14 protein-coding genes are annotated in these 17,610 nt (G+C 49.4%); 7 read left to right on the top strand and 7 right to left on the bottom strand.

The annotated features are described in order from the left end of the window. Positions 1-58: 58 nt before the first annotated feature. The 7 genes from sycN to K7B67_RS03115 form a co-directional block, all read right to left on the bottom strand. Positions 59-430 carry a type III secretion chaperone SycN gene (gene sycN, locus K7B67_RS03145; RefSeq protein WP_252178926.1) on the bottom strand — a complete coding sequence of 124 codons (372 nt, stop codon included), beginning with the start codon at positions 428-430 and terminating at the stop codon, positions 59-61. A gap of 75 nt (positions 431-505) precedes the next feature. Continuing rightward, on the bottom strand, positions 506-1,777 hold the full coding sequence (locus tag K7B67_RS03140) for a TyeA family type III secretion system gatekeeper subunit (RefSeq protein ID WP_252178925.1): 1,272 nt from the start codon (positions 1,775-1,777) through the stop codon (positions 506-508). Positions 1,778-1,831: 54 nt separating this feature from the next. Further along, positions 1,832-3,325: a hypothetical protein gene (locus tag K7B67_RS03135; protein ID WP_252178924.1), complete on the bottom strand. Its 1,494-nt coding sequence runs from the start codon at positions 3,323-3,325 to the stop codon at positions 1,832-1,834. Positions 3,326-3,343: 18 nt separating this feature from the next. Beyond that, positions 3,344-4,672 (bottom strand): type III secretion system translocon subunit SctE, encoded by a 1,329-nt coding sequence (gene sctE, locus K7B67_RS03130; RefSeq protein ID WP_252178923.1) that lies wholly within the window; start codon positions 4,670-4,672, stop codon positions 3,344-3,346. 253 nt (positions 4,673-4,925) lie between these two features. Further along, positions 4,926-5,402, bottom strand: a complete 477-nt coding sequence (locus K7B67_RS03125; protein WP_252178922.1) for a SycD/LcrH family type III secretion system chaperone — start codon at positions 5,400-5,402, stop codon at positions 4,926-4,928. A gap of 18 nt (positions 5,403-5,420) precedes the next feature. Further along, entirely contained in the window at positions 5,421-6,257 is an 837-nt protein-coding gene (locus K7B67_RS03120; protein ID WP_252178921.1) for a hypothetical protein, read from the bottom strand. A gap of 94 nt (positions 6,258-6,351) precedes the next feature. Next, entirely contained in the window at positions 6,352-7,845 is a 1,494-nt protein-coding gene (locus K7B67_RS03115; RefSeq protein ID WP_252178920.1) for a hypothetical protein, read from the bottom strand. A gap of 1,343 nt (positions 7,846-9,188) precedes the next feature. Between K7B67_RS03115 and K7B67_RS03110 the strand changes: the two genes are divergently transcribed. The 7 genes from K7B67_RS03110 (at position 9,189) to K7B67_RS03080 (ending at position 17,599) form a co-directional block, all read left to right on the top strand. Then, positions 9,189-9,740 carry a hypothetical protein gene (locus K7B67_RS03110; protein ID WP_252178919.1) on the top strand — a complete coding sequence of 184 codons (552 nt, stop codon included), beginning with the start codon at positions 9,189-9,191 and terminating at the stop codon, positions 9,738-9,740. Between the two features lie 1,071 nt (positions 9,741-10,811). Beyond that, entirely contained in the window at positions 10,812-11,078 is a 267-nt protein-coding gene (locus K7B67_RS03105) for a hypothetical protein (protein ID WP_252178918.1), read from the top strand. 696 nt (positions 11,079-11,774) lie between these two features. After that, entirely contained in the window at positions 11,775-12,662 is an 888-nt protein-coding gene (locus K7B67_RS03100; RefSeq protein ID WP_252178917.1) for a hypothetical protein, read from the top strand. A 403-nt stretch (positions 12,663-13,065) separates the two neighbouring features. After that, positions 13,066-13,626, top strand: coding sequence for a recombinase family protein (locus K7B67_RS03095; protein ID WP_252178916.1), 561 nt, complete (start codon positions 13,066-13,068; stop codon positions 13,624-13,626). Between the two features lie 276 nt (positions 13,627-13,902). Beyond that, positions 13,903-15,066: an isovaleryl-CoA dehydrogenase gene (locus K7B67_RS03090; RefSeq protein WP_252178915.1), complete on the top strand. Its 1,164-nt coding sequence runs from the start codon at positions 13,903-13,905 to the stop codon at positions 15,064-15,066. Positions 15,067-15,161: 95 nt separating this feature from the next. After that, on the top strand, positions 15,162-16,766 hold the full coding sequence (locus K7B67_RS03085; RefSeq protein WP_252178914.1) for a carboxyl transferase domain-containing protein: 1,605 nt from the start codon (positions 15,162-15,164) through the stop codon (positions 16,764-16,766). 17 nt (positions 16,767-16,783) lie between these two features. Next, positions 16,784-17,599, top strand: a complete 816-nt coding sequence (locus tag K7B67_RS03080; protein WP_252178913.1) for an enoyl-CoA hydratase-related protein — start codon at positions 16,784-16,786, stop codon at positions 17,597-17,599. Positions 17,600-17,610 lie beyond the last annotated feature (11 nt).

The following is a 17,610-nucleotide window of genomic DNA, read 5'->3' as shown; positions in this document are numbered from 1 at the left end:
ACAGACCTCTTGAGTGGGTTACGTTTTCAGCAGGCCCGGCCTGCCAGCCTGTGGTGCCTTAAGCAGCAAGCTGCTCAGATTGTCTCATTATGGTTTCGATGGCACTTTCAACGGTTGGGCGGGAGAACTGTTCATTATTGAGATAAATCAACCAGACCAGTTCTTCCTCTCCCTTGAGTCCTGCCTGTAATGGCAGCACAAGAGACTGGGTGTAATGACATTTTCTCAGGGCATGAACCAGACTTTTGGCGGCATCGAATCGAGACAAGCCCTGAACCATGTAGATAAGAACGCCCTCTTCCTGTGTTTCCAGATACAGGGTTCTTTCAGATTCAAACTCAATGCTGATCACGCCGGATGCGCCGAAACTGAGTCCCTCAACACCCATTCCCCGACCGATATCTGAAACCACTTCATCGCGCCAATCCATAGCTTGCTTCCCTCATGCTAAACCGCTTTTACAGGCGCTTCTGCCCGTTATCACCCATAGAGTCTTTGATGGTAGCTACTGAGATTTTTTATCCTTCTCAGCATTAAAAAAAGGCGTTTCAACTTTTTTACTCGGTGGCAAATTCAGCGAGGCGGTTACCTCACCCAGAAAATCATCATCCAGCACAGCATCCAGATCAGCCTCTTCAATGGCCACTGACTCTTCCTCTTCAATTTTGGTATCCAGACTGTCTTTTGCTGCAGACAGCATATTCAGTTTGGTCTCATCATTGGTAAATACTTCTTCAGGAATGGAGCTGACAACTTCCACGATGGCAGTTAAAGCAAAAATCTGAGCCTGCAGCCCTTTCAGATTCATGTCTTTTGGCATCTTCTCAAATTCAGAGTCTGTGACCCACTGCTGATCGACAAGCTCCAGCATCCCTTCCATCATTACAAATCGAGCGACGTTTTCTTCAGGGAATGTTCTTTCCAGTCTTTCTTCTGCTTCACAGCAGGCATCATGAACGCCTGATTGAATCTTCAACCCTTTCATATCATCAATGATGACTTTCAATCTGACCGGCGAAGTGGAGTGAGTGGTACAGTTCAAATCCGTCGCAAGGAGATCCAGCTGTCCCTGGATAGCTCCTTCGAGATTTTCTGCGCCATAGGTTTCTACCAGGTAGCGATACGTTTGCACGAGTGAACGGTCATCTCGCACATGGTCTGTCTTCGCTGAATCAATGAAGCCAGCATAGCTTTCCCGGACTGTGCGAACATCAACATCAAAGCCCATTTCTTCGATCATCTTAGCTGCTGGCTCAGAGATATTGAGACCCGCCTGGATCAGTGTCGGGTTCTTTTCCCTGATGCTTTGCTGAGCAGTTCGAATTTGCCTGGCTTTGTCTTCGTCTCCCTGCGCTTCAAAATAGTCTGCAGCAAAATCCAGTGCTGCAAATTGCTCAAGCACGTCGTCTGAAAATTCCTGAGCCTGCTTTAGAACCTGGTTGGGGTTGAGGTTGGTTTGATTACTGAAATTATTAGCCAGATCCTTAAATGCCTGGGTTTCCTGAATAGCCTGTATTTTCTTGATACGCTCAAGCAGCTTGTCAGAAAGTTCTGAACCACTGGAGAGTTTTCTGTCTTTAAGTTTGGTTTGCTTGAAGCGGTCGGCGACCATGGACATCTCTTCTGCATTTTGCAGTGCAGAAGCAGCATCAGTTTTGACCCGAACCTCCTGCCCGGCAACCTTGCCTTTGGCTCCCTGGTTACCTGCAACGTTCTGGTTACTCTCCAGAAACGATGGCGCTGATGCACTACCGGCCCTGTCGAGTGGAATAGTCATGTCATGCCTCCTGCATGTCGAAGACGGAAATCCTCAGAGCCTGAACGTCTCTGTTTAGCCCCTTGTAGTGGTTTTCAGCGTCTCGAACCAGGTTCTGATAATTTCGTCCATTTTACTTTGTACGGTCTTCACCATGTCCTGGTGTAACTGCATCCACTCAGATGAACTCTGAGCCGAGTTTTCATGGGTTTTCTGGTAGGCTTCGTGCTCTTTCTGCAGAGCCTGATGCTTTGAAGACTGATAGTTAAGGCTCGCAGAAGCAATGTCACCGAAACCTCCTACTATCTGAGCCCTCTGGGTAGCCAGCTGCATCCTGATAGACTGCTCAGCGGCGGAACCGCCTCCCCGCGCTCCGAATATTGCCACGGAACCTGCACCTATTTTCGCAACACCGCCGGCGATACCGGCTCCCAAGGCCCATGCGGCAGCGCTTCTGATTTCGTCGGCCTGGTTCAGAACTTCCTGTTTGGCTGCGTCATACTCAACAGCCCTGGTTTCCCTGGCGGTTCTTCGGCCCTGAATACTCATCTCGTGAAGGAGTTCAAACACGGTAAAAATATCCACCAGCTGTTGCAGCACTCTGTCCCCTATCGGACTGCCTGTTGATAGAATGTTGGCCGCCTTGGCCATCTCTTGCAGATGGGCCAGCTGATTAGCATCGGTTGTTCGGGCAAGATTACCTTGTGTTTTCAACGATTGAGGGTCTGCTGCTGCCAGCAGTACATCGGCTTCTGCATCACTGAAACCCATCTGCTTCAGCAGTTCTTTTTGTTGTTCAGTACCAAATGTCTGGCCGTTCAACAGAGCGGTCAAACGTTGTGTCTGGGCATTGCTGAACCCTTGAGAGGCAAGCGCCGATTTATGTTTCCCGGACCCGGCCTGGTGAGTTGACATCAATGAATTGCCTTCATCATCAGGATCCGCCAGTGACAGCAAGGCATCCACCTGACTCTCACTGAAACCCATGGATTTCAGAGCATCTTTTTTACCCTGTAAGGCTGATTGACCGCCATGCATAGATGCCAGAGAGTTACCCTCATCATCGGGATCCGCCAGTGACATCAGGGCATCAAGCTGGCTCTGATTAAAGCCCATTCCGGCAAGAACACTTCTCTTACCCTCAGCCGTTCCGAGATTATGACCATGAAGGTTACCTAAGAGGCCAGCACTGCCTTTCAAAAGTTCGGTGTTTCTTTTCAGCTGCTGTTGTTGTTCCGGATTGAGGTTGCCAGTGCGCAAACCTTCCGCCAGCTTTTTAGTATTTTCAATAGACGACTGAGTAAACTTACTGATGTCGTTGACGTCAGAACTGGCTGTTTCAAGATGGGTAGGCTTGACCTCACCGGGTTTATCAAGCTCTGGTGCCCTGTTCTGTTGACCTTTCAGAACCTCGGTGCCTTTGGCTTCACGGGAATATCGAAGGTTCTCGCCATCGAGATCTCCACGACCCACTTCATCCAAGGGGGCTGTGCCACCCAATGCGGGTGCTTGAGAACTATAGTCCACCGGCGTATTTTGCGACGCGCCTGTCTGTCCTACCTGTGACATAATCTACCTCCTTGAGACTCAGGCACGCAGGTTGCGCGCAAGTGTTGTCTTGGTTTCATGATTTGCTTTAATGATGCTGGCGGCTGTGGAGTAGCCATTCTGGAGTTCTTCGATAGCCTTTTCCAAACCTTCCATAGCATCATCGATGGCCTTCTGGATCCTGACCATTTCAGCTTTTTCATCAAGCGCTTCTGCTTTGAATTGGTCTGCCTGGTATTTGTAAACCGAGGTTCCGATATCAGCACCACCGGAAGCTATCTGACCGGCTCCCCCTATCCACTGGGCGGTTTGTCCTACTCGGTTCAGGATCGCAACATTTTTTGCTACAGCCGCTGATGAGGCTGCCGCCGTGTTAGCGCCTGTCGCCGTCACCGTTGCCCCCGTTGAAGAACCTGTTGCGGCACTCGATGAAGCGGTACTGGCAGCGGTTCCACCTGCACCGATAGCGCCACCTGCGACAGCTGCGCCTGCGGTAAGTGCGATCATAATCGTCGCCCAAAAGACCGTGGCACCAATTTTGGCACCTTTCTCACCTTCTTCGTCACTGGCAAGGCCGTCAAAAATTTTCATCATGAAGTTGTCGGTTTCTGATGAAACCGTCATGGTGATCATAAGACCTGTCGCCGCAACCATCAGACTTGCAGCAACAATACTTAACGCACCACCGGTAAGAAGTCCCGCAGCAGCCACTGCGATGGAAGCAACCACCATGAAGAACAGCCCGATATAATTGAAAACTTTCCCTACCATTTGGGATTTTTTCGATTCTTCGACCTTGGCAATGGATTCACGGATTTTATCGATGATATTGTTACTGCGCTGCCCGGCAGCGACTTGACCTATCTTGATACTTTCCTGATCAAACCGGAGTCGTTCGTTCTGCAGTTTTGACTGAATCTGCACCAGCATCGTGGTAGCACTATCAATATCCAAAGGCTTCTCAGCATTGAAAGCAGCTTTGGTGAACGTATCAAGATCCTTGGTCAGCTCTGCTTTGAGATCGTCCGGGATTTCTCTGATGGCAGAAAAACGAACCATAACGTCTTCAAAAGTATCAAACAGTGTATTCAGCTTGGGATCGCCCCCCCGGGCGTCCATGTCCTGGAATCGGGCAGAAGCAGAATGCATCGGGGCAAGAGTGTTTTTCGAATCATTGGGATCAGCTACAGACAACATCCCATCAATTTGGGATTTACTAAAGCCCATCTTTTCAAGTTCAGTACGCTTAGCCTGAAGATGGTCTGTCTGCTTTCTGATGGGAAGGTTCCTGTGTTCCTGAACCACCTCACCAAGCGTTTTGGGGCTTTTTCCCGACTTGTCTGTTGCCTGCCCTTCCTGATGCTTCAATACTTCTGAAGTCGCTTTGTCGGACTCAGCATTAGCCGATGGCGCATCCAGGACAGGCGCATTGATCTGTGCTTTCGGAGCTTCTCCACCTTCCGTTCTTGAGTAACTGTTCTGGTGACTAAAACCCCGTTGAACCGGATTTTCTTCATTATCAACGGCATCAACGCCATTAAAAGAAGCCTGATGAATATTTCCGGTTTGTTCTGTAGGGACAGGTCCCTGACCGATTGAAGACATCCTTTCACCTCTTCCCTTAACTGCTCAGGTTATCCAGCATACTTTCGGCTCTCTGTTTTTCTTCCTCATAAGCAGCCGCGTTTCCAGTCCACTCAATGGCTGTCTCGTAAGACATTTTTGCTTTTTCATTGTCACCCATCGCCAGATGACAGTCGCCGATGTAGATCATAGGTCTGGGATCGTCGGCATCCAGCACAGTAGCAAAAGTGAAGATTTCAATAGCATTTTCATACTGCTTCATCATTTGCTGACAGGCACCGAGCCCCATAAAGTATTTTCGATTGAAGTGATCGTAGAAGCAGAGAAACTGAAAGACCTTTTGTGCCTCTTCGTACTTTCCTCCCTGATAAAGGTTATAAGCGACGCTGTATATAGCCTCCATGGCATCGTCACTCATATTCTTCAGGTCCTTGAAGGTTCCACCCTTGCCAAAGAACTCAAGAAGCATATCATCAAGTTCTTCACCTTCATTCATCTTGGCTTCTTCATTCACAACGGAATCCTCCATGATTCACCGTAGGTTCTGAATAATCGTACTGAGTGACTGATAGTATTTGTTGACGAAGTTCGAAAGCATTTCAAAGCTTTGGTTATATTTATTTATAGTCTGCTGCAGCTTGGTTGTTTCCAGTTGGGATTGACTGGTCAAAGCTTCAATTTTGGTCTTCAGGCCTTCAATGTTAACTTCCCAGTCGGCTGAATTGTGATCACTGCCGTCCTGAAACTTGGCACCAAGGCTAGTCCAGAATTCCTTGAACTCCTGACTAAAGGTTGATGTGCCGGATGTACCGGCTTCCACTTTTTTAGCCTTGGCTTTGGCCAGCCAGTCATTTGCCACTTCCAACTGGGCGTTCTTATCCTGAATTGATTCAATCTGGTCTCTGAGCTGAACTTCTATGATTTCTGCCCTGGCCGTAAGCACTGACATCACCAGGGCATCCAGACTGGGCTTGGAAAAATCGACAGGTTCTCCGTTCAAATAGGCATTTACAGAGGCCGCACCCGGACCAATATAATTATCCCCCTGCCAGTTTTTCGGATCACTGACCTGATTCATAAGGGAGACCGGGGTCTGGACATAAACCAGCTGTTTTGCCGCGTCCGTGAGCTTGCCTGAATATTGGAGGGAGTTGAGTGTTGACTTGTCAACGGTATAAAAGTGAGTAGGTGTCAGGGAATTCCCCTGATCATCAGGGTCGGCCAGTGACAGCAAAGCATCGATCTGGGCATCACTGAAACCCGCAGCCCGGAGTGAGTCTCTTTTGGCATCAGTAAGATGAACAGACCCCTGTGTGCCAGTGAGTGTTACTCCTCCCTTGTTATCCACCGATGGTGTGGAATCAGTCATAAATGGGCTCCCTGCCGCTTTGAGCAAATCACATTAGCATTAATTTAGTACATGGCTTCAATGCCAAAACTTCATTAAAAACATCAGTTAATGACTATTTAAAATGTTTTTTATCTCTCATTTTTTCAATGATCTGAGTGAACCTGCCCCCGGTATATCTTTCAAGCTCATCTAAAAACTGTGCTCCCGTAATACTTTCCCCCCTGGGCTTTTCGAGCACCTCTTTGGCGGCATTCAGGAAGTCATTGCTGTCATTACCATTAAGACGATCGGCACTCTTTAAAGTGCTCAACTCAAAAGAAAGCACCCGATAATGAACCCGGTTTTTTGAAATAGACAGATCAACCGGCTCTGAAGCGACTGCTTCACTGGCAGAGGGTTGTGGAGGTACTTTCGAAGATCCCCCGGGTGCCGCTGAGCTCTGCTGTTTTAACGACCGCTCTGCCATTTCTGCTTCGAGCAGCTTCAATACACTGGTCAATATTTGTCTGGCTTCTTCTGTGCCGGAACTGACAAGAGCGCCCCGGGTCATGGCCATCAGCTGGCCCAACGATGCATCGCTCATTCTCGGCAACATCTCTTTCAGTTTTGCCAGGAATTCAGTCAGTGCCTGCTCTTTTTCACTGGCCGATGTGGCATCCATCATGGCTTCTGCGGCACTCAAAATAGCATTTGTGACCGCTTTAAATTCTGCATCATGAGGATCAATACTCTTATCCCTACTCAATACATCGGCAAGAGCCTCTGCAATCACCTCTGAAAGGGGCAGACCTGCTTGTATGCCGGTAGACATTTGCTCCAAAAGCACTTCAGGGTCTGCATTAATCCCGCTCTCTTGCGCAAGCTTCCTAAGTCTTTTTTTAGCTTCGTCTTCATCCAGAGAACCATCTTCCCTGACAGGAATCGCACCATCCCCCTGGGTAAGGGCTTCCAGAACGGGTTTGCGAACCGCCATAAACTTGCCATCATCGGCATTGTTTTCACCCGGTTTTGATTTAGATTCATCAGGTTTTGGTTCAGGCTTATCAGGTTTCGGCGTGGGCGGCGGGCTGTCCGGAACATCACCAGAAGCCATCAACTCGGTAAGGCCCATACTCAGCACCAGTATTCCGCAAGCGTATATACAAAATCCTACTGGGGGGAAAATGATGGTTCCGAGGGCACCCACGCCCACCAGAACACTACCCACTGCGGTGACCGTTGACTCTTTTTTGTGCCTATCGAAAAAACCGAGCTTGGGCTGAAGTTGATTTTTAAATTCTTCTTTTCTTCTTTGCGCATCAGGATCCGCAGATGAACTGACAGACACCTTTGCTTTTTCAGCAGGAGTCGGTGTTGATGTAAGGTCGTCATCGGAGTCTGGGGTAGAACTTTCCTCATATTCTCCAGAAGGTGTTTCCTGAGATTCGGGTTGAAGCGAAGCCTCTTCATCGTCCGGGTCAAGTATTGAGTGCGCCCCATCAAGTTCAGAAGGATTGGAAGGGCTTGTGCCGGAAGACTTTCTGGAGGCCTGAAGCGAACGGAGCAATTCAGAAGCTTCATCATTGCTCAGTGAACCTTCCAGCTCTGCTTCTATGAGTTCTGGCAAATCCTCCTGACTATGACGGATTCTAGAAGCAGTCCGTGAATGTATACTTCCTGGTGCAGGATCCGAATCCTCAGGGTCACGTCTGCCAACCAGACTCTGCCCCGGTGTTCCGGTTACATTTCTGGGACCCAACCGACCTGTTTCACTGACCTCCTGCTCTGAATGTCCTAAATCAACAGGAGGCGTAGTTTGAGTAGTACCGACGCCCGTCGCTCTGTCTGGCATAAACCTTCTTCCAAAAACGCTGCATATACTTCCATAAAGCTTAGATGAACTATCGTTATGGCAGCCGTAATTGACCATAGTACTAACTAGCGATACCCTGCACGTTCGTACTCCAGTTACTAAGGACACCGAACATGCAGGCTTACAGTTACCGCCGCTTCTCCAGTCAACAACAGGCCAAAGGCTCCAGTCTCGAACGTCAGACTAAAGCCAGCCGAGAGTTCGCCATAAAGCAGGGCTGGACGCTCTCAGACGTTAGTTTCAATGACCTCGGAGTCTCAGCATTCCGTGGGGCTAACGTCAAACGAGGCGAGCTCTCAGACTTCCTATCGGCTGTCCAGTCAGGCAGCATTAGTACTCCATGCGCACTAATCGTGGAATCATTAGACCGAGTGAGTCGAGACAAGCTATCGCAGGGCATGGCTACATTTCAGGCCTTATTAGCGGCTGGTGTGACGGTAGCAACCGTGAGTGATAATCAGGTCTACACTCCAGCAGACAAAGATAACTTAGGCGCACTAATGATAGCGATGGTAAACCTGCATCGTGCGCATGAAGAAAACCTTATTAAAAGCCAACGGAGCCTTGGAGCTTGGCAGAAGGCACGGGATGGCAGGGCTAAAAGTATTGGCGGTAGATGCCCTTGGTGGCTTGAACGTTGCCCTGACGCTGGCTATAAGCCTATTCCAGAGCGTGCAGAGCTGATACAGAAGCTATTCCAACGCTACCTTGACGGTATGCCCAATGCAGAGCTTCAGCGTTTCATGCAGACCAATAGTCCAGACCATGAGAAAAGTTGGTCTATATCGTCTATCCGTTCGATTCTCACTAGCGGGATCGTCATTGGCCTATGGACACCAAGAGAGCCTAACGCCACTCCAGTTCCCTTATATCCGCCGATAGTCAGCGAACGTGTATTCTATGCAGCTCTGGAGCTACGTAAGGGCAAGCAAGACCAATCGAAACGCAGAGGTCTAGCGTCCTATACCGATAATCTATTCAAAGGTATAGTCAAGTGCGGAACTTGTAGCGGCGTACGGGTCTATCATCAGCCGAGAGTGCCCTACAAGTATCTACGTTGCGTGGCTAAGGAACATTTAAGGTCATGTAGTGGTGGCGTGAACGTATCCTACGCTGACTCTATGCTCGCTCTAAAATGCCTGTTGGCTAACGTTGATTCAAGGCCACCAGCGGAGCATGACGATGAGCATTCGTCCACATTACGTGAACTGGAGCAAACGATAGCAGGGCATCAGACCGCCATAGACAACGTTAAGGCAGCGATAGCCACTACAGTAGACCCTAGTACCATTGGAGCACTAACGGCTACTCTAACGGGCTCTATAGCCGCTAAAAGCCAAGCACAGGCAAAACTCCAAGCCTATCAGGTGGAACATAAAGCCAAACTGTCCGTTAACGAACGTATCAGCGCCTATGCTGACATTATGCATGACATTGATTCATCGGTAGGCAGTCCTGAGATCGCTAATAGGGTTAACGCTCGGTTACGTCAGCTCGGCTTGACGGTGCTGGTGGATCGACAAGAGTTCAGGCTTATGGAGAACGGGAGTCCTATCGGTTCCCTGAGTTCTACACAGATTGCCGCACTGAAGGAAGCAGACAAAGAGATTAAGGCCGTACAGGTTGAACGTTTAGCTATCGCCCGTTAAAGAGTAGGAACCTGTTTGAAACGGACAGGCACCTGACGTTCCAACTTCAGCCGAACTTTGCTCGCACTTTTGTCTAGCAAAAGCTAATCACGCTTAATTAATATAGGTTTTATGATGGTTCTAATGATGGTTAAAGGGGTACGAAAAGTAAGACGGGGGGAGTGCTAAAAGTAAGACGGGGTGGTTCTACTGTCTGGACACCTTGGCTAACTAGGCTTCCCATCTTCAGGAGGTGGCAGTAACGTCAGCCACAACGTCAGCCACAACGTCAGCTATACAGTCAGTTCACAGCACTTCGCCAAACAATCAGCCAGCTGCAAGTGAATCCTTTCTTAAGAGGGCAAACTAAAGCTAACATTAGTAAAGCGTTATGCAACACTCAGCCAACCCAAGCCAAGCAATCGGCCACCAGTGACCCTGACCTAAAGTGTAAACATACTGGAGTCCTGAGTTCATCGTTAGGGGTGGCCCAAAATACCAAGATGGAAAATCGGGACACCCAAGCCAACTCCAAGCCAAGCAATCAGCCAACCCAAGCCAAACAATCAGCCACCAGTGTAAACATACTGGAGTCCTGAGTTCATCGTTAGGGGGGCTCCAAAATGGCAAGATGCCAAATTGATACCCCCCAAGCCAACGTATCAAAACCTCTCGACAGGCCACCCGCTGAATTAACGGCGGAGCCAAAAGCCACTGAGTTCACTATTAGGGGTGGCCCAAAATACCAAGATGGAAAATTGGACCACCCCAAGCCAACTCCAAGCCAAGCAATCGGCCAGCTGCAAGTGAATCCTGAGTTCACTGTTAGGGGGTTCCAAAATACCAAGATGGAAAATTGATACCCCCCAAGCCAACGTCAGTATACCAACAAGCTAACTAACGCCTGCTCACTAGCTGTTCTAGCACGGGCTACCACACTCAGCTAAGCACCATGGCTCAGGTTTCACCAGAGTTCACCGCTAGGCTTGTTGACCGATGACAAGGGTCTAATCCAACTTACTCAAATTGAGGAAGAGCAAACTGAAGGTAATCGCCAGAGTTCACCGCAAGGCTTGTAAACCGGCTAAAACCATGTTGAACAAGCTGGGAATAGGAGAGCTGAGAGTTCAGTCGTCCTACCTGACACCGCAAAACAAGCTGGAAACAGGAGAATTCACTTTTGAATCGTCCTACCTAACCCCACAAAACGGGCAGTCTTATCTGGAATCCTTGCAGGACAAGGGACTAATCCAGCTTACACAAATTGTGGAAGTTCAAAACCAGCGCCGTAAGCAACACTCAGCCAAGCAATTCGCCAAGCAATTCGCCACCGCTGACCCTGACATACTGGAGTCCTGAGTTCACTCCAAGCCAACCCCAAGCCAAGCAATCAGCCAGCTGCAAGTGAATCCTTAGCTAACATTAGTAAAGCGTTATGCAGCACTCAGCCAAACAATCAGCCACCACTGACCCTGACCTAAAGTGTAAACATACTGGAGTCCTGAGTTCACTGTTAGGGGCGGCCCAAAATGGCAAGATGCCAAATCGGGCCACCCCAAGCCAACCCCAAGCCAACCCCCAAGCCAAGCACTCAGCCAGCTGCAAGTGAATCCTTCCTTAAGAGGGAAAACTAAAGCTAACATTAGTAAAGCGTTATGCAACACCAGCAGCCAAACAGCAGCCAAACAGCAGCCAACCCCATGAAACCAAAGCGAATCCTGCTGTAGACAAAGAGCAAGCAATTCGCCACCACCGCTTACCCTAGCGCCTCAGAATCGTCCTATATGGAGCTCTGAGAGCCACTGACCGCAATAACTGACCGCTTTTACTGACCGCAATAACTGACCGCAATAACTGACAGCTAGAACTATACGCCAAACTGAAGAACACACTACGCCAAGCCACGAGCCAAGCCAACGATCCCCAATCGTACCAACTAAATCAATCCCCAATAGCTAATCATATTGCCTTTCATACCTACACCATTGTTGTTCTAACTATTGGGTGTGGTGTGGGACGGGATGTGAGAGGCAATATTATTAGGAACAACAGTAAATGCAAAAGCCAAACCCATCAACACTTCAGCATTATCACCAGCTCAATGACGTTACCATTGATAACTGGGAGGAAATGATTTTTGAAGGCAGTGTATACCGTATAATCGACCAGAAGACCGGATTCTTTAGCATCGGCTACACAATCCATAGTCTCAAGAAGACGTTACGTACTCGAATTGCATCAGCTAAGCGTCGTGAGAATAACTTTCGAGGCCAGTCAGCCTTGATTAACAATGCACTGTCAGCTGGCAGACAATCAGACCTAACGATAGAACAATTAGAGTCCTTACCGTTCCATTGGGCGGACAAGAAGCAGGCGCAATCAGGCCTAGCGGCGTTAGCTTTTAGTCATCAGGAGACTGACCGAGAGCACTGCGTCGATGAACGAGTATTGACAAGGCATAGTCAGCGGACACCAGAACGGACGCCAGACGTTGAAGATAAGTTCTGCCATCGGTGCCAGATGCAGACGGAGCGTCGACGGAATGGGCACTGTAAGAGATGCCACCAGAAAGTAAGTAAAGTACAGAACTATAAGCGAATTGATGATTCCAGCTCGCCTTTGGTTGACTGCTTCGACACAGCAGAGTTTGAAGCGAGTATCTACAGGATTACCGATGAATCAACAGGGCGCTATTACCTCGGCGTGACGATACTGAGGCTCAGCAGTCAGCTTCGCACTATCATCTATGCCGCTAAGTCTAGAGACTCCAGAGCGCCCGCCGCCCGTATGATAAAGGCTGCCCTCGACGCTGGCTCTGACCTGACCATCGAACCCGTGGAGACTCGCACGTTTACCCTAGCTACAAAAGACAAAGTGAGGGCAGAGCTGAAGACCCGAATGGCAACCATCATTCCAACCGATGATGCACTCTGCCTGAACTAAGTTTTTGTGAGGAAAATCTGTGGGCGTATATGAGTAAAGTCGCCCTCTGCCAGTGTCCCCCGTGCGCCCATGTGCCAGTGGGGGAGGGGGGTACGCTGTTGCCTCTTACATTAACCTGACTGAAAACGCAATGCTGGCTTGTCGCTACATCTATAAGTGTACGCCTCGTTGTCAAGAGAGAGCTTGTCGCTAGGCATGTTAGTGATTGTACGGTGAGCCCATGCTAGCCTATTGACAACGCCTGAACCCTGCGCTATTGCCGTGGTTTCGATTGTCCAGCCAGAGTACACCTTGGCTAGACGTACAGCACCTACCGGATACTTGTTTAATCAGAGTTGACTTCAGGCAATTAGACGCTATAGTAGGCGACTCTTAGAGCCTGATTAGACACTTGAGGTAAACCATGGGCGAAGCAGTTTACATCCGAGTCTCGACTACCGACCAGAACACCGCTAGACAGTATGAGATAGTCAAGCAAGGAATGGAGGTATTCGAGGATAAGTGCTCAGGGAGTACGGTAGACCGTCCGGCTCTCCAAGAGTTGATTAGATGGGTACGTAAGGGCGATACCGTCCACGTTCACAGTATTGACCGGATGGCTAGAGACTTGTTAGACCTACAGAAGCTAGTTGAAATCTTCAATGAGCGTGGAGCGGCATTAGTCTTTCATAAAGAGAACTTGACGTTCACGCAGGATTCTAGCGATGCCATGAGTAAGCTAATGCTCCACATCTTTGGCGCTGTTGCTGAGTTCGAGAGGGCACGGATTAAAGACCGTCAGGCCGAGGGCATAGCTAAAGCCAAGGCCGCAGGCAAGTACAAGGGCGGTAAGCCGAGGCTGGACGAAAAGGCAGTAATAGCCTTACTAGAGCAGGGCATAGGCGCAACAGAGATTACTAGACGCTTGAACGTAAGCAGGGCATCAGTCTACAACATTAAGAAGAAACTACCGTTGGCACTATGATTATTATGGCAGGTAGATTTAATAGTTAAAAAGAATAAGTAACTCCTTACTGTTTCGCCAACTTTTTGGCACATCAATCGGTTATATATTTACGTTTACCCTCAGAAGTGGAACACTAGCGTCTGGCAAGTCTCATACTGTGCAGTTATTTACCCGATAACTGCCGTTTAAGTACACGTCCGGAAAGATCTTCGGGATCGTGACTACAAATTAAAATGCCTATAGCCAAACAGTGCCTATAGTCTACCAATAATAATTTAAACGAAGAGACACTCGATGAATTACCTGACATTCAACTTCAACCTGGGTGAAACCAATGACATGCTGAGAGAGCAGGTCAAACAGTTTTGCGATCACGAAATTGCTCACCGCGCACAGGAAATCGACAGTAGCAACCAGTTCCCTATGGATCTCTGGCAAAAATTTGGAGAGATGGGTTTACTCGGCATAACGGTGGAAGAAGCGTTTGGCGGTTCAGGCATGGGTTATCTCGCTCATGTCATCGCCATGGAAGAGATCAGCCGGGCTTCTGCCTCCGTTGCTCTGAGTTATGGCGCACACTCCAATCTCTGCGTCAACCAGATCAGCCGTAACGGTAACGAAGCACAGAAACAGAAATACCTTCCCAAATTGATCAGTGGTGAGCACATCGGTGCTCTGGCCATGAGCGAACCCAACGCTGGTTCAGATGTTGTCAGCATGAAACTGAAAGCCGAAAAAAAAGGCGACAGATATATTCTGAATGGCAACAAAATGTGGATCACCAATGGCCCGGATGCCCACACCTACATCATTTATGCCAAAACCGAACCTAAAAACGGTTCCCGTGGCATTACCTCATTCATCGTTGAGCGCAACACCAAAGGGTTTTCTCGTGCACAAAAGCTCGACAAACTAGGCATGAGAGGCTCGAACACCTGTGAGCTGGTGTTTGAAGATTGTGAAGTGCCTGAAGAAAACGTGCTGGGCACTGTCAATGAAGGGGTCGCAGTACTCATGAGCGGTCTGGACTATGAGCGGGTAGTTCTGTCCGGTGGCCCAACCGGCATTATGCAAGCCTGTATGGACATCGTGATCCCCTACATCCACGATCGCAAACAGTTTGGCAAGTCCATCGGTGAATTTCAGCTGATTCAGGGCAAAGTGGCTGACATGTACAGCCAGATGAATGCCAGCAAAGCTTACCTTTATGCTGTTGCAGCAGCCTGTGATCGCGGTGAAAGTACTCGTAAGGATGCAGCGGGTGTCATTCTTTATTGCGCTGAACGTGCTACTCAAATGGCACTGGATGCCATTCAGATTCTTGGCGGCAATGGTTACATCAATGAATACCCGACAGGTCGCCTGCTCAGAGATGCCAAACTGTATGAAATAGGTGCCGGCACATCAGAAATCCGTCGTATGTTGATTGGCAGGGAACTGTTCGAGGAGTCCCGCTAACAACGTCACGGAGCGCCGCACCTCGTACCGTACAAGTGCTACGTAGCCATAAAATAATAACAAGTTCTGAAACAGCTTTATCAGAGACGATCACTATGCCCGTATTATCTTCAAAAGTGGCACCCGACAGTCCCGAATTCCACAAGAACCGGCAACACATGCAGGCTCTGGTAGATCGGATTAACACTCGTTTTGAAAAAATTGCCCTGGGCGGCAGTCGAAAATCCAGAGAAAACCATGCTGCCAGAGGCAAACTTTTGGCCCGGGATCGTATTGCCCATTTGCTTGATCCCAACTCTCCCTTTCTTGAAGTAGGCCGTTTTGCTGCTGCTGACCTCTACGATAATGAAGCCCCCTGCGCCGGTGTTGTTGCAGGCATAGGTTTTGTTGCTGGCATCGAATGTATGATTCTGGCCAACGACGCCACAGTCAAAGGCGGCAGTTACTTCCCGCTTACGGTAAAAAAACACCTGCGCGCTCAAACCATAGCTGAACAAAATCACTTACCCTGCATCTATCTGGTTGATTCCGGAGGGGCCAACCTTCCCTATCAGGATGAAGTGTTTCCAGACAGAGAACACTTTGGCCGAATCTTCTACAACCAGGCCAACATGTCTGCCAAAGGAATCCCCCAGATAGCAGCGGTTATGGGCTCTTGTACAGCAGGAGGAGCCTACGTGCCAGCTATGGCAGACGAAACCATCATCGTCAGAAATCAGGGCACCATTTTTCTGGCGGGGCCCCCTCTGGTCAAAGCGGCTACCGGAGAAGAGGTTACGGCAGAAGCACTGGGTGGCGCCAGGGTTCATTGTGAACAATCCGGTGTGGCAGATCATATGGCGGAAAATGATGCTCACGCCCTTGAGCTTGTCAGGCGTGCCATTGGCAGATTGAACAAGAAACCACCCCCCATTCCGCCAGCAAAGCCCGCTCTTCCGATCCACGACCCAAGCGAACTTTATGGCCTGATTCCTGCCGACCTGAAACAAAATTATGACGTTCGTGAAGTCATTGCCCGAATTGTCGATGGCTCCGAATTTGATGAATTCAAAGCCCTCTATGGCAATACGCTGGTCTGCGGCTTTGCGAGAATTCATGGTCATCCAGTGGGCATCCTGGCTAACAACGGCGTGCTGTTCTCGGAATCCGCCCAAAAAGGTGCTCACTTTATTGAATTATGCTGTCAGCGACGCAGACCTTTGGTTTTCCTGCAAAACATCACGGGATTTATGGTGGGTTCAAACTATGAAGCCGGAGGCATAGCGAAAGACGGCGCCAAGATGGTAAATGCGGTGGCCTGCGCAACCGTTCCAAAATTCACCGTCATCATCGGTGGCAGTTTTGGTGCCGGCAACTACGGTATGTGTGGCCGGGCTTATGATCCGAGGTTTCTGTGGACCTGGCCCAATGCAAGAATCTCGGTTATGGGTGGAGAACAGGCTGCCGAAGTTCTGGCCCAGGTTAAAAAAGACAGCCTGGCCCGCAAGGGAGAAACCCTTTCTGCCGAAGAAGAAGCCGCCATCAAAACGCCGGTCATCGAAACCTATGACCACAAGGGCAACCCGATTTATGCCAGTGCCCGACTCTGGGATGACGGTATTATTGACCCCGCCAGTACCCGTGACGTTCTGGGCCAGAGCCTCTCCGCAGCCCTTAATGCCCCCATTGAAGACACTCGCTTTGGCGTTTTCAGAATGTAAAACCGGGAAGTAATACCATGAGCAACTCTCTTATTATCGACACCACCCACAATGGTCTTGCCAGCATTACCATGAACCGTCCGGAAGTGGGTAATGCCTTGAATGCAGAACTGATCAGCGAACTGATTGCTGCCCTGAAACAGCTTTCTGGTGAACAGACCTCAGGTGAACAAACCTCCGGTGAAAAGATACGACTGCTGCAACTAAGAGGCTCCGGCAAACATTTTTCTGCCGGAGCTGACCTTAACTGGATGAAGAGTGCCATCCATCTCAGCGAGCAGGAGAACTACGACGACGCTCGCTTATTATCAGAATTACTCGACACCCTGAATCACTTCCCTGCGCCCACCATGGCAGTAGTGCAAGGCGCTGCATTTGGCGGCGCTATTGGACTGATTGCCGCCTGCGATATCGCAGTAGGAGCGGACAACAGCCGATTCAGCCTGAGTGAAGTCAGGATTGGCCTGATCCCGGCCGTTATCAGCGCTTACGTGGTTCAGGCCATAGGCACCCGTCAGGCCCGTCGTTACTTTCTCAGTGCCGAAGTTTTTTCCGGGGAAAAAGCACTTGAGCTGGGACTGCTGCATGAACAGGTGCCTGAATCAGAACTCAATACCAAAGCAGAAGAACTGACTCAACAGCTGCTTGGTAACGCCCCGGAAGCCTCTCGACTGGCCAAAAGCATGCTTCATAACGTTCATAACAAACCCATTGATGATGAGTTTGTTGAAATGGCCTGCCGGGAAATCGCCCGGATCAGAATCTCTCCGGAAGGTCAGGAAGGTCTGGCATCATTCCTTGAAAAACGCAAACCGTCATGGGGACAGCCATGAGCGAGGAAACA

This window comes from Endozoicomonas sp. 4G (assembly GCF_023822025.1).
GTDB lineage: Bacteria > Pseudomonadota > Gammaproteobacteria > Pseudomonadales > Endozoicomonadaceae > Endozoicomonas_A.
Note: the sequence above shows the minus strand (reverse complement) of the source record. Positions and strands in the feature narration are given on the sequence as shown.